The sequence below is a fragment of the Streptomyces sp. WAC03905 genome (assembly GCF_057371075.1).
Window position 1 is genome coordinate 1407136 of sequence record NZ_JBXYDZ010000003.1, and the last position, 12049, is coordinate 1419184.

The window sequence follows — 12049 nt, forward strand, 5'->3', positions numbered from 1 at the left end:
CGCCCGCTCCTGCCGTGCGTCGGCCGCCGCTCAGCGGGAGGTCGGCGGGGTGGCGAGCGGGAAGGCCGCCCAGATGACCTTGCCGCCGGTCGAGGTGTGCTCGACGTCGCAAACCCCGCCGGCCTCCCGGGTGATCTCGCGGACGAGCAGCAGGCCGCGGCCGCCGGTCTGGCCGAAGTCGGCCTCCAGCGCCTTGGGGCGGTAGGGGTGGTTGTCCTCGACGGCCACCCGGACCCACTCGCGGCCGATCGCGACTTCGACCGCCACCTCCGGCGAGAGCAGGGCCGCGTGCCGGACCGAGTTCGTCACGAGTTCGGACACGATCAGGAGCAGGGAGTACACCAGGTCCTGATGGGCCGGCACCCCTTGGCGCCCGAGCAGGTCCCGGACGGCCCGGCGGGCCTGCGGAACGGATTCTTCAACGGCGGGAGCGGTGAACCTCCACACGCCCTCGTAGGCGAGGGGGTCGGCCGGGGCCCCCGGCGCCCCCTCCTCGGCTTGCGGGCCGCTCCCGCTGGCGTCCATCTCCCGGCCCCCGTCTTCACGCTCGATCGTCTCCACGCGACAAGAGTGGGGAAGGGGCGGGTCCGGGCCGGACTGCTGACCAGAAGTCAGCGCCAATCGGACACTTTCTGACCACTGGGTTATGACGGCGTCAGTTGTTCGTCTGTTCCTGATCTTCTACGCGGCGCTTCCCGGTCGTCTCACCCGTTCCCCGCATGGCCGCCGATCCCCTCCCCGCCTCCGGCCGGGCCTCGTCTTCCCTGACCAAGCCCGGGGTGCGCCGCGCGCCCATGCCCATGGCGATGAGGCCCAGGCCGTCGAACAGCAGGGCGAGCGAGAAGAAGGTTCCGATCACGTACGGACTGCTGCCCGGCCGGCACGAGCAACACCCCGAAGCACCCCTGACGAACTCCCCTGATCTCAGGATTCACCGCCCGGGATAGCATCCGGCGCATGGACGCAGCCCAGGACGCAGCCGGCGACGCAACCCTCCTGCACTCGGTCTCCGACGGGGTCGCCACCGTCGTCGTCTCGCACCCCGCCAAGCGCAACGCCATGACCGCCGCGATGTGGCGGGCGCTGCCCGGGCTGCTGGACGGGCTGGCGGGCGACCCGGCCGTGCGGGTGCTCGTCCTGACCGGGGCCGGGCCGACTTTCTGCGCGGGCGCCGACATCTCCTCCCTCACCGGGGACGACGACCCGCGGGCGCTGGCGGTGGCCGCCGAGGAGGCCCTGGCCGCCTTCCCGAAGCCGACGCTGGCGGCGATCCGCGGATTCTGCGTGGGCGGCGGCAGCCAGCTGGCGGCCGCCTGCGACCTGCGCTTCGCCGAGGAGGGGGCGTCCTTCGGGGTGACCCCGGCGAAGCTGGGCATCGTCTACCCGGCGTCCTCCACGCGCAGGCTCGCCTCGCTGGTGGGCCCGTCCTGGGCCAAGTACCTCCTGTTCTCGGCGGAGCTGATCGGGGCGGAGCAGGCCCTGCGCGCCGGGTTCCTGAACGAGCTGCTGCCGCCCGGTCAGCTCGACAAACGCGTGGCGGAGTTCACCCGGGTGCTGGCCTCCCGCTCGCAGCTGACCCAGGCCGCGGCCAAGGAGTTCGCGGACGGCCGCACCGACCGGGACGGCCACTGGGAGGCGCAGGCCGCCGGGAGCGACGACACCGCCGAAGGGGTCGCCGCGTTCCTGGACCGCCGGGCTCCGCGCTTCACGTGGACGCCGTGACGGCGCACGGCACCCCTCCGTTTTTTGAGGTCTTTCCCAGCTGTGTTCGGTGGTCACAGTCCTGGCTTCCCCTGTTGAACACCTTGGCTGCTCTGGGAACCTGGCTACAGGGCGACGGTGTCAGCCCATACAACTATGGTTGCTGACCTCTGACCTCAAGGGGCTTCACCATGGGTACCAATCCCGACGTCGCGGTACTGCTCGACCTCGTGCCGGCAGACTTTGCAGGCGGCGAGCAGATCGACTGGGCTGCGGCCGAAGCTGCACTGGGCGCCAGGCTGCCGAGTGACTACAAGGCTCTGCTCGACACGTACGGCGTGGGCGATATCGGAGAGCTCGTCATTCTGCCCCCGCTGCCGAGTGAGGTGCGCGGGTGGGAAGGGTGCCACATCGGAGGCATGACGGTCGGCCTGCGCGGGCTCTGGGAGGAAGACGGAGGAGTCCCGGACGTGACGCTGGGTGCCGATGCCGTCCTGCCCTGGGGTTCTGGAATGAACGCCAACGAGATGGCGTGGCTCATGAACGACCCAGATCCGGACAAGTGGCCTGTCATAGCCTGGCGCCGGCACCACGCGTGGGGCGAGTCCCGGTGGGCCCTGTTCAACTGCACCATGGTCCAGTTCATCACCCGCATGATGCTGGGCCAGTTCGAGGCCTGCCCACTCGGCGATGCGTCGCTCTGGAAGCAGACAGACACATTCGTCAGCTGGCGGGAGCAACATCGACGGCTCCGAGCCGGACTGGATCCGTTGACAGGCGAGCCGGATCCCTACGCCCACATGTACCCCGTCACCGAGGACTGGCCCTGATCAGGACCGTAGCCAGATGGTGAGAGTTGCTGCTGTCGCGGTGCCGAGGTAGCCGCGCTTGTCGTGGCGAGCGGCGACGGCTCGGTGCTGCTTCGGGCGGTTGATCGCTCATTCGACGGTGTTGCGTTTCTTGTAGCGGCCCCCGTCGAAGCCGGGTGGCCGTCAGGCGGGGAACCAGGTTTTGCCACGGAGTTTCGTCCCGGTGTTCCGCCGGTTCGGCCCCTTTGACCCAGGACCCGGCGGCGGATCGGTGCGGGCGCCGGCCCATGCTGATGCGCGCGGACGATGGAGGAGTCGACCGAGATGTCCCAGTCGATCTCGCCCGCCTCGTCGGCTGCGGCTTCGACCTGCTGGAGCAGTCGTTCCGAGGTGCCATCGGCTGATCACAGCCGGTGGCGTTCATGGACGGTCTTCCACGGCCCGAACCGTTCGGGCAGGTCACGCCACTGAACGCCGGTCCGCACCCGGTGCAGAATCCCGTCGATCACCTGCCGGTGATCACGCCACCGGCCACAACGCCTGTTGCTGACAGGTAGGAACGGCCGCAGCCGTTCCCACTCGGCGTCCGTCAGAGCACTCCGCCCATGACCCCAGCAACGACCTCGCCGCGGAGTAGTCATAGGGTCGGCCGGACAAGTCCTAGCCGGGCATCGCGTTCCCGCGCAGCCGGGCGACGAGGTCGGCCGGGGCCTTGTCGGGCGAACCGGCGTCGTAGGGCGGCTGGGGGTCGTACTCGGTCATCAGCTGGACGGCCCGGGCGAAGTCGTCCCCGGCGATACGGCCGAGCAGGGTCAGCCCCATGTCGATCCCGGAGGACACCCCGGCGGCGGTGACGTACTTCCCGTCGAACACCACGCGCTCGCCGGTGGGCTCGACGCCGAGCTCGGTCAACCGCTCCAGGTACAGCCAGTGGCTGGTGGCCCGCCGCCCCTCCAGCAGCCCGGCCGACGCCAGCAGGAGGGAGCCGGTGCACACCGAGGTGGTCCAGGTGCTGGTGGCGTCGACCGTGCGCAGCCAGTCCATGACCACGGGGTTGGCCATCTCCAGCTCGGGGTGCGGGCCGCCGGGCACGAGGACGATGTCGGGCCGGGTGACCTCGTCGAGGCCCCGGTCGGCGACGAGCGCGAGGGCCCCGTTGTCCGTGCGGACCGGCCCCGGCCGCTCCGACACGAAGACGACCTCGGCGTCGGCGAGCCGGCCGAGGGTGTCGAACGGGCCGATGGCGTCGAGGGCGGTGAAGCGGTCGTAGAGCAGTACGGCGATCTGCATGGCTCCTCCGGAGCGGTCGGACGGCTGCGGACCGGCCCCGTGCACCCCCGCGCCGACCCTGTCGCAACGTACCGTGCCCGTACCGCTCCGGTGAGTGAGACGGGGCCGTCCTGCGGCCGGGGCCGGACCGCCGCGCCGATAGGATCGGCCCCATCATGACTGCAACCCTCGTCGCCAAGAAGCTCACCGCCGCGCACGGCGAGCGCACGCTGTTCGCCGATCTCGACCTCGTCGTCGCGCCCGGTGACGTCATCGGTCTCGTCGGCGTGAACGGCGCCGGGAAGTCGACCCTGCTGCGCCTGCTCGCCGGCCTGGACACCCCCGAGACCGGGGAGCTGCGGCTCTCGCCGCCCACCGCCGCCGTCGGTCACCTCCCGCAGGAGCCGGAGCGCCGGCCCGAGGAGTCGGTACGGGAGTTCCTGGCCCGGCGTACGGGCGTGGCCACCGCCCAGGCGGAGCTCGACGCGGCGACGCAGGGCCTGGTGGACGGCACGCCGGGCGCGGACGACGCGTACGCGACCGCGCTCGACCGGTGGCTGGACCTCGGCGGCGCCGACCTGGACGAACGGGCGCAGGAGGTTGCCGACGAGCTGGGTCTCGCCGTCGGACTGGACCTGCCGATGACGGCGCTCTCCGGCGGCCAGGCGGCCCGCGCGGGCCTGGCCTCGCTGCTGCTCTCCCGCTACGACGTCTTCCTGCTCGACGAGCCCACCAACGACCTGGACCTGGACGGGCTGGAACGGCTGGAGCGCTTCGTCAAGGGGCTGCGGGCCGGCACCGTCGTGATCAGCCACGACCGCGAGTTCCTGACGCGGACCGTCACCAAGGTCCTCGAACTCGACCTGGCGCAGCAGCAGATCAACCTCTACGGCGGCGGGTACGACTCCTACCTGGAGGAGCGGGCACGGGCCCGCAGCCACGCGCGCGAGGAGTTCGAGGAGTACGCGGACAAGAAGGCCGCCCTCGAAGGGCGCGCCCAGATGCAGCGCAACTGGATGGACAAGGGCGTGCGCAACGCCCGCCGCAAGGCCACCGACAACGACAAGATCGGCAAGGCGCTGCGCGGCGAGTCCAGCGAGAAGCAGGCCGCCAAGGCCCGCCAGACGCAGCGCGCGATCGAGCGGCTGGAGGTGGTCGAGGAGCCCCGCAAGGAGTGGGAGCTGCGGATGGAGATCGCGGCCGCCCCGCGCTCGGGCTCCGTGGTGGCCACCCTGCGCGAAGCGGCCGTCACGCGCGGGGACTTCGCCTTCGGTCCGGCCAGCCTGCAGATCGACTGGGCGGACCGGGTGGCGATCACCGGTGCCAACGGCGCCGGGAAGTCCACCCTCCTGGCGGTGCTCCTGGGCCGGCTGGTCCCGGACTCCGGCTCCGCCACCCTCGGCTCCGGCGTCCTGGTCGGCGAGGTCGACCAGGCGCGCGGCCTGTTCCTCGGTGACGAGCCGCTGCTGGAGGCGTTCTGCGCGGCGGTGCCGGACACCGAGCCGGCCGAAGTGCGCACCCTGCTGGCCAAGTTCGGCCTGAAGGCGGCCCACGTCCTGCGCCCGGCGGCGACCCTCTCCCCCGGCGAACGCACTCGCGCGGCCCTCGCGCTGCTCCAGGGCCGCGGGGTGAACCTGCTGGTCCTGGACGAGCCGACCAACCACCTCGACCTGCCGGCGATCGAGCAGCTGGAGTCGGCGCTGGAGTCCTACGAGGGCACCCTCCTGCTGGTCACGCACGACCGCCGGATGCTCGACGCGGTCCACGTGACCCGCCGTCTCGAAGTCGCGGCCGGCAAGGTCACCGAGCTGTAGCGGCGGCCGCGGTCCTCCGGCCGCAGCGGTCGCGCGCCGCGCCCTGGGCGGTCAGCAGCGCCGGGGGCGGCGGGCCGGACCGCGGGGCCTCGTGGGGCCGCCCCGGCGGTGGCCGTCACGCGTCCTGGTCGGCCGGGCCGTCACGCGTCCTGACCGGCCGGGGGCCGGCGCTTGCGGGCCATCTTCCGGGCGACGAAAGCCCGCGGGAGATGGCGGGCGGCGAGGGCGTAGGCCCGGTAGCGGCGGCCGGTGATGCTGACCGGGCGGCGCAGGGCGAGGTCCCTCAGCGCCTGCTCGACCACCGCCTCCGGCTCCAGCCAGACCGCGTCGCGCAGCGCGCTGACGTCCATCCCGGCGCGTTCCTGGAACTCGGTGCGGGTGAAACCGGGGACGACGGCCAGGACCCGGACGCCGTACGGCTCCATGTCCACCCGGAGGGACTCGCTGAAGGCGGTGATCCAGGCCTTCGCGGCCCCGTAGGTACCCGTGGGCAGCAGTCCGGCCACCGAGGAGACGTTGACGACGGCCCCGCGGCGGCGCGCGCGCAGGCCGGGCAGCGCCGCGTGGGTGAGCCGCAGCGGGACCTTGACGAGGAGGTCGAGCATCCGCTCCTCGTCCTCGACCGGGTTGTACGGGAAGGGCGCGGAGAGCCCGAACCCCGCGTTGTTGACCAGGATGTCCACGGGCCGGGTGCGGTCGGCGAGCCGTTCGGCGACCGCACCGAGGTCCGCCGGGTCCAGCAGATCGGCGGGCAGTACCTCGCAGGCGGTGCCGTACTCGCGGGACAGCGCGGCGGCGACGGCGTCGAGCCGGTCCTTGTCGCGGGCGACGAGGACCAGGTCGCAGCCCTTGGCGGCGAATCCCCGCGCGAAGGCCGCGCCCAGTCCGGCGCTGGCTCCGGTGATCAGTACGGTGCTCACGACGCGTTCACTTCCTCGGTGGTGGCCGGCGAGGTGTAGGCCTGGGCGACGTCGACGAGGAACCGGGCCTCGTCCGCCAGGTCCCCGCCTTCGTTCGAACTCTGGATGGCCGCGGGCAGTTCCAGTTCCGCCGCCTCGCCCGCCCGCCCGGGCAGTCCGGCGAGCTTGGCCCGCCGGGCGTCCTTCAGTACGCGGGCCAGCGCGGCCGCGGTGCGCCGCTGCTCGGGGATGCCGTCGCCGGCGACGCGGCCGCGGGCCTGCTCCAGGGCGCCCGGGCGGGCGTACTCCCCCAGGATCAGGATGGCGTCGCGCGTCTCGATGACCTTGCGGTAGACCAGCAGGTCGCGCTGGACCGGCGGCCACAGCAGTTCCGCCACCCGGGAGCTCCTGGGTTTGTTGAGGGCGACGTGCGGGACCGCCTCGACCAGGTCCCGCCACAGCGGCCACAGCCGCCAGGCGGTGGTGACGTCGGCGAAGGTGCGGCGGAACGTGAACAGGGTGGGCACGAGGATCGCGGCGGCGCGCAGCAGGCCGTGGAGGTTCATCAGCAGCGGCAGGGCGGGCATCGCCCAGGTGCTGGCGAACAGGGCCTTGGCCAGGTAAGCGAGCCAGAACAGTCCGGCGAGCGCGGTGCCGAGGCCGAAGAGGCGCAGGCCGGCGGCCAGGCCCCGGCTCGCGGTGCGGCGGCTGTAACGCCAGCACAGCGACACGCAGAGGGCGTTGGCGATCACGTGGGCCGCTGTCAGCACGAGCCAGTACGCGAGGGAGGGCACGGGGTCGCCGACCGGGGGCATGGTGTGCGTGCCGTGTCCGGGGGCGGCGGCGTCCAGGGCCACGAGGACGGCGAGCCAGGCCGCGGTGGCGGTGCAGGCGGCGAGCTGGAGGCGGCGGCCCCGGGTGGCGGCGGCGACGAAGTAGAGCACGGCGCCCGCGGACAGCACCCCGATGAGGTTGCGGACGAGGCCGATGGTGTGGGCGTAGGCCGCACCCCGGTCCATCGCGTAGGCGACGAGGTCCGGCAGGTTCAGCGTCATCGCGGCGGCGGCGGTGGCGACGGCCAGCCACAGGCCGCGCTGCTGGGGCGAGCGCAGGGCGCCCGGGGCGCGCAGCAGGACGGCGGCCCAGAGGGCCACCACGCCGGGGACGGCGAGCCAGTTGCCGAAGTCGGTGAGGTCAGCCGCCATCGGTGCCCCGCTCGTACCCCATGGCGGACTCCAGCCGGGCCAGGGTGCCCCGCTCCCGGGCGGGGGTGCGCGGCCCGGCGTTCGCGGTGCGGATGCGGATCATGCTGGCGAGCATCTCCGCCTCCTGCTCCTGGCGGGTGGTGTAGTTGGTGCGTCCCAGGACGACGGGGGCGCTGCCGTCGGTGTCCTCGCCCTCCAGCGAGTGGTGTCCGAAGAGGATGTGGCCGAGCTCGTGGAGGACGATGTGCTCGCGGTGCAGCGGGGTGGTCTGGGCCTCGTAGAAGACGTAGTCGACGCTGGCCGTGCCGACCCACAGGCCGCAGACCCCGGATTCCGCCGCCTCCTTGGGGAGCGGGTGGAGGCGGATGGGGCGGCCGCGCTGTTCGGCGATCCGTGTGCACAGGACGTCGAGGGAGAACGGGTGGGTCAGATCCAGATGGCCGAGAATGTTCTCGCACCGTTTACGCAGGCTGAGTTGCCGGTGGGGCATGTGATCCCTCTTCGGACCCTTTCCGGGGCAGCGTCGGTAGGCGTGTGTGGGCATGGGCATGACGTCCTGTGCCTTCAAGGCGGCCTCGGGGAATGCAGTCCTGAGGGAGGAAACACGGAAGCCCGTCCGCCGGGTGACGAACGGGCGTTCCACCATGCCTACAGATCTTGTACGCGAATTGGCAAGGAAAGTCCCCAGGTGGGGAACCTATTCGGCCATCACGTACGAAGGTCCTCACGCGCCGGGTGGCCGGGGGCCGCCCCCCGCGGGGTGAGGTGCCCGGCCGCCCGTGTCGCCCGGGTCACCGCCCCCGGCGCTCCTCGGGGGCGGTGAGGCCCGCCCGGCGCAGGGCGTCGGCCATCGCGCTGTTCGCGGGGGCGGGTGCGCCGCCGCCCTGCCGTCGGCCCTGGCCGCCGCCCTGGCCCTGCCCGCGGCCACCGCCCTGGCCCCGTTCGCCCTGGCCCCGGCCGCCGCCCTGACCGCCCGCTCCGCCGCGCTGCTGCGGGGGACGGCCGCCGCCGCGCCGCTCGTCGCGCTGCCGGGCGGCGCCGGCGCCGCGTTCCGCCCCTGCCTCGTCCTCCAGCCGCAGCGTCAGCGAGATCCGCTTGCGCGGGATGTCCACGTCCATGACCTTGACGCGGACGATGTCGCCCGGCTTGACCACGTCGCGGGGGTCCTTGACGAAGGTCTTCGACAGCGCCGAGACGTGCGCCAGGCCGTCCTGGTGGACGCCGATGTCGATGAAGGCGCCGAAGGCGGCCACGTTGGTGACCACGCCCTCCAGGATCATTCCGGGGGCCAGGTCGCCGATCTTCTCGACGCCCTCCTTGAAGGTCGCCGTCCTGAAGGCGGGACGCGGGTCGCGGCCCGGCTTCTCCAGCTCGCGCAGGATGTCGGTGACCGTGGGCAGGCCGAAGGCCTCGGTGACGAACTGCTCGGGCCGCAGGGAGCGCAGCACGCCCGTGTTGCCGATGAGCGCGGCCACTTCCCCGCCCGCCGTCTTCCCCATCGCCCGGACCACCGGGTACGCCTCGGGGTGCACGGCGGAGGCGTCCAGCGGGTCGTCGCCGCCGCGGATGCGCAGGAAGCCGGCGCACTGCTCGTAGGCCTTGGGGCCGAGGCGGGCCACGTCCTTCAGGCCCTTGCGGTTGCTGAAGGGGCCGTTGGCGTCGCGGTGGGCGACGATGTTCTCGGCGAGGGTCCCGCTGATCCCGGAAACCCGCGAGAGCAGGGGCGCGGAGGCGGTGTTGACGTCGACGCCGACACCGTTCACACAGTCCTCGACCACCGCGTCGAGGGAGCGGGACAGCTTCACCTCGGACAGGTCGTGCTGGTACTGGCCGACGCCGATCGACTTCGGGTCGATCTTGACCAGTTCGGCCAGCGGGTCCTGGAGGCGGCGGGCGATGGAGACCGCACCGCGCAGCGACACGTCCATGCCGGGCAGTTCCTGCGAGGCGAAGGCGGAGGCCGAGTACACCGAGGCGCCCGCCTCCGAGACCATCACCTTGGTGAGCCCGAGTTCGGGGTGGCGGGAGATCAGGTCACCGGCCAGCTTGTCGGTCTCGCGGGACGCGGTGCCGTTGCCGATGGCGACCAGCTCGACCGCGTGTTCCTTCGCGAGCCGGGCCAGCTTGGCGAGGGACTCGTCCCACCGGTTGGCGGGCACGTGCGGGTGGATCACGTCGGTGGCCACGACCTTGCCGGTGGCGTCCACGACGGCGACCTTCACACCGGTGCGGAAGCCCGGGTCGAGGCCGAGGGTGGCCCGGGTGCCGGCGGGCGCCGCGAGGAGCAGGTCGCGCAGGTTCGACGCGAAGACGCGCACGGCCTCGTCCTCGGCGGCCTGGCGCAGCCGCATCCGCAGGTCGATGCCGAGGTGCACCTGGATCTTGGTGCGCCAGCACCAGCGGACCGTGTCCGCGAGCCACTTGTCGCCGGGCCGGCTGTGCTGCGAGGGGGCCGCGACGCCGAAGCGGCGCGCGATCATGCGCTCGTACGCGGAGGGGCCGGGGGTGTCCGCGTCCTCGGGGGTATCGGGCTCCAGGTTGAGGTCGAGCACCTCCTCCTTCTCGCCGCGCAGCATGGCGAGGACGCGGTGCGAGGGCAGCGCGGTGAACGGCTCGGCGAAGTCGAAGTAGTCCGCGAACTTGGCGCCGGCCTCCTCCTTGCCCTCGCGGACCTTCGCGGCGAGCCGGCCGCGGCTCCACATCCGCTCGCGGAACTCGCCGATGAGGTCGGCGTCCTCGGCGAAGCGCTCGGTGAGGATGGCGCGGGCACCCTCCAGGGCGGCCGCCGGGTCGGCGACGCCCCTGTCGGGGTCGACGAACGCGGCGGCCGCGGCGGCCGGTTCCACCGACGGGTCGGCCAGCAGGCCGTCCGCGAGGGGTTCCAGGGCCGCCTCGCGGGCGATCTGCGCCTTGGTGCGGCGCTTGGGCTTGAAGGGCAGGTAGATGTCCTCCAGGCGCGCCTTGGTGTCGGCCGCGTTGATCCGGGCCTCCAGCTCGGCGTCGAGCTTGCCCTGCTCCCGTACGGAGTCCAGGATCGCCGCGCGCCGGTCCTCCAGCTCGCGCAGATACCTCAGCCGCTCCTCGAGGGTTCGCAGCTGGGCGTCGTCGAGCATCTCGGTCGCTTCCTTGCGGTAGCGCGCGATGAACGGCACGGTGGAGCCGCCGTCGAGCAGCTCGACGGCGGCCTTGACCTGCCGCTCCCGTACGCCGAGCTCCTCGGCGATCCTGCCTTCGATGGACATCGTCACGATCGGGTCCCGCCTGCCTTCGTTTGCACTGGAAGGCTGCCAATTGTGGCAGGTGGTCGTGACGGACCGCGGGAGCCCTGCCCGTCAGGCCCGGCCCATGAGGTCCCGCGGGAAGGCTCCTGCGGTCACGGCCTTGACGACGAGGGCGCCGCCGAGCTCGGTGAGGCGGGCCAGGCCGTCCGCGCCGAGGTGCTCGTAGGGGGCGGCGTCGAGGCGGTCGGTGTCGCTCTCCAGCCGTTCACGCAGGGCCGCGCCGTCCTCGGTCAGCTCCCCGGCGGCGTCGAGGACGCCGCGCTCGCGCAGGCGGCCGGCCGCGGCGTCGAGGTCGTCCTGTGTCCAGCCGCGCATCCCCTTGAGCCACTTCGGGGTCATGCCCTTGCCGGTGGCGGTGTGGCTGACCAGTGCCTCTACCGGGTCCAGGCCCGCGATGAGCAGGGCCGCGAGGTGGCCGTCGCCGCGGTGCTCGCGCAGGAGGGTGGTGGCGTGCCACAGCCGCAGGTGCGGCTCGTCCGGTACGGGGAGGTCGGCGTGGGCGGCGTACAGGGTGCGGGCGTGCCGGGTGCAGCCCTCGGTGGCGCGCATCGCCAGGTCGGCGGCCTCGGCCACCTCGGGGGACTTCACGGTGTCGGCGCCGAGGAGGCGGGTGAGTGCGGCGTCCGCGGCGCGCAGCCGGGCGGCGAGGGCCTGGGCGGGGGTGACGGTGCTCCACACGCCGGGCAGGTGCCGGGCGACGAGGTCGTGGCGGTAGTTGTAGAAGGCGGCGGTGACCGCGCCGGCCCCGACGGAGCCCATCGCGGCGGAGCGGTGCGCCAGGTTGACCGCGACGGGGTCGGTTATCCCGAGGGCGGCGAACTCCTCGGCGATCTCCGGCGAGAAGTAGACGGTGGCGTGCAGCGGATTGACGGCGGCGTGCCAGCAGCGCCGCGCGGCGAGCGGGTGAAGTGTCATGCCCGGCACGATACCGACCACCCGGTACGCCTGATGCACCGCTTCCGGGGCCGGTGCCGATCCGGCCGATCCGGCGGGCGGGGCGGTGGGGGGTGCGGGGGCGGGGCGGCGGGAGAGGGGCGCAGGTCGGGGTGGGTTCGGGGGGGGCGGCGGGGA

At 72.9% G+C, this 12049-nt stretch carries 10 protein-coding genes and 2 pseudogenes; 3 read left to right on the forward strand and 9 right to left on the reverse strand.

Annotation, left to right across the window (positions count from 1 at the left end):
- Positions 1-30 precede the first annotated feature (30 nt).
- Both AC2RP6_RS09045 and AC2RP6_RS09050 read right to left on the reverse strand, forming a co-directional pair.
- Positions 31-525 carry an ATP-binding protein gene (locus AC2RP6_RS09045; protein ID WP_486450267.1) on the reverse strand — a complete coding sequence of 165 codons (495 nt, stop codon included), beginning with the start codon at positions 523-525 and terminating at the stop codon, positions 31-33.
- 130 nt (positions 526-655) lie between these two features.
- Positions 656-877: pseudogene (locus AC2RP6_RS09050) on the reverse strand (HdeD family acid-resistance protein); the annotation flags it as partial.
- 80 nt (positions 878-957) lie between these two features.
- Between AC2RP6_RS09050 and AC2RP6_RS09055 the strand changes: the two are divergent.
- Complete coding sequence (locus tag AC2RP6_RS09055) at positions 958-1722, forward strand: enoyl-CoA hydratase/isomerase family protein (protein WP_486445734.1); 765 nt, start codon at positions 958-960, stop codon at positions 1720-1722.
- 170 nt (positions 1723-1892) lie between these two features.
- Positions 1893-2531 (forward strand): SMI1/KNR4 family protein, encoded by a 639-nt coding sequence (locus AC2RP6_RS09060; protein ID WP_486445735.1) that lies wholly within the window; start codon positions 1893-1895, stop codon positions 2529-2531.
- A 245-nt stretch (positions 2532-2776) separates the two neighbouring features.
- Here AC2RP6_RS09060 and AC2RP6_RS09065 read toward each other — a convergent pair.
- Together AC2RP6_RS09065 and AC2RP6_RS09070 are read right to left on the reverse strand one after the other, a co-directional pair.
- A pseudogene (locus AC2RP6_RS09065) lies at positions 2777-3151 on the reverse strand (IS5 family transposase); the annotation flags it as partial.
- 19 nt (positions 3152-3170) lie between these two features.
- The gene (locus tag AC2RP6_RS09070; RefSeq protein ID WP_486445736.1) at positions 3171-3800 is read right to left on the reverse strand and encodes a DJ-1/PfpI family protein; all 630 of its coding nucleotides are present in this window, start codon (positions 3798-3800) and stop codon (positions 3171-3173) included.
- A gap of 155 nt (positions 3801-3955) precedes the next feature.
- Here AC2RP6_RS09070 and AC2RP6_RS09075 point away from each other — a divergent pair, with 155 nt between their 5' ends.
- Positions 3956-5593 carry an ABC-F family ATP-binding cassette domain-containing protein gene (locus AC2RP6_RS09075; RefSeq protein ID WP_486445737.1) on the forward strand — a complete coding sequence of 546 codons (1638 nt, stop codon included), beginning with the start codon at positions 3956-3958 and terminating at the stop codon, positions 5591-5593.
- Positions 5594-5733: 140 nt separating this feature from the next.
- Here AC2RP6_RS09075 and AC2RP6_RS09080 read toward each other — a convergent pair whose 3' ends face one another.
- The 5 genes from AC2RP6_RS09080 to AC2RP6_RS09100 all read right to left on the reverse strand — a co-directional run bounded on the left by AC2RP6_RS09080 (position 5734) and on the right by AC2RP6_RS09100 (position 11893).
- The gene (locus AC2RP6_RS09080) at positions 5734-6513 is read right to left on the reverse strand and encodes an SDR family NAD(P)-dependent oxidoreductase (protein ID WP_486445738.1); all 780 of its coding nucleotides are present in this window, start codon (positions 6511-6513) and stop codon (positions 5734-5736) included.
- Complete coding sequence (locus AC2RP6_RS09085) at positions 6510-7697, reverse strand: MAB_1171c family putative transporter (RefSeq protein ID WP_486445739.1); 1188 nt, start codon at positions 7695-7697, stop codon at positions 6510-6512. The genes AC2RP6_RS09080 and AC2RP6_RS09085 overlap by 4 nt, the downstream gene beginning before the upstream one ends.
- A complete protein-coding gene (locus AC2RP6_RS09090; RefSeq protein WP_486445740.1) occupies positions 7687-8187 on the reverse strand; it encodes a hypothetical protein in 501 nt (166 codons plus the stop codon). The genes AC2RP6_RS09085 and AC2RP6_RS09090 overlap by 11 nt, the downstream gene beginning before the upstream one ends.
- Positions 8188-8488: 301 nt before the next feature.
- Positions 8489-10945: a Tex family protein gene (locus AC2RP6_RS09095; RefSeq protein ID WP_486445741.1), complete on the reverse strand. Its 2457-nt coding sequence runs from the start codon at positions 10943-10945 to the stop codon at positions 8489-8491.
- A gap of 84 nt (positions 10946-11029) precedes the next feature.
- On the reverse strand, positions 11030-11893 hold the full coding sequence (locus AC2RP6_RS09100; protein WP_486445742.1) for an SCO6745 family protein: 864 nt from the start codon (positions 11891-11893) through the stop codon (positions 11030-11032).
- Positions 11894-12049: the final 156 nt, after the last annotated feature.

Bases quoted from the DNA above. Each gene is read 5' to 3' on its own strand.
- AC2RP6_RS09090 (WP_486445740.1), bottom strand. From the start codon at position 8,187: ATGCCCCACCGGCAACTCAGCCTGCGTAAACGGTGCGAGAACATTCTC.
- AC2RP6_RS09085 (WP_486445739.1), bottom strand. From the start codon at position 7,697: ATGGCGGCTGACCTCACCGACTTCGGCAACTGGCTCGCCGTCCCCGGC.
- AC2RP6_RS09060 (WP_486445735.1), top strand. From the start codon at position 1,893: ATGGGTACCAATCCCGACGTCGCGGTACTGCTCGACCTCGTGCCGGCA.
- AC2RP6_RS09045 (WP_486450267.1), bottom strand. From the start codon at position 525: ATGGACGCCAGCGGGAGCGGCCCGCAAGCCGAGGAGGGGGCGCCGGGG.
- AC2RP6_RS09075 (WP_486445737.1), top strand. From the start codon at position 3,956: ATGACTGCAACCCTCGTCGCCAAGAAGCTCACCGCCGCGCACGGCGAG.
- AC2RP6_RS09070 (WP_486445736.1), bottom strand. From the start codon at position 3,800: ATGCAGATCGCCGTACTGCTCTACGACCGCTTCACCGCCCTCGACGCC.
- AC2RP6_RS09100 (WP_486445742.1), bottom strand. From the start codon at position 11,893: ATGACACTTCACCCGCTCGCCGCGCGGCGCTGCTGGCACGCCGCCGTC.
- AC2RP6_RS09055 (WP_486445734.1), top strand. From the start codon at position 958: ATGGACGCAGCCCAGGACGCAGCCGGCGACGCAACCCTCCTGCACTCG.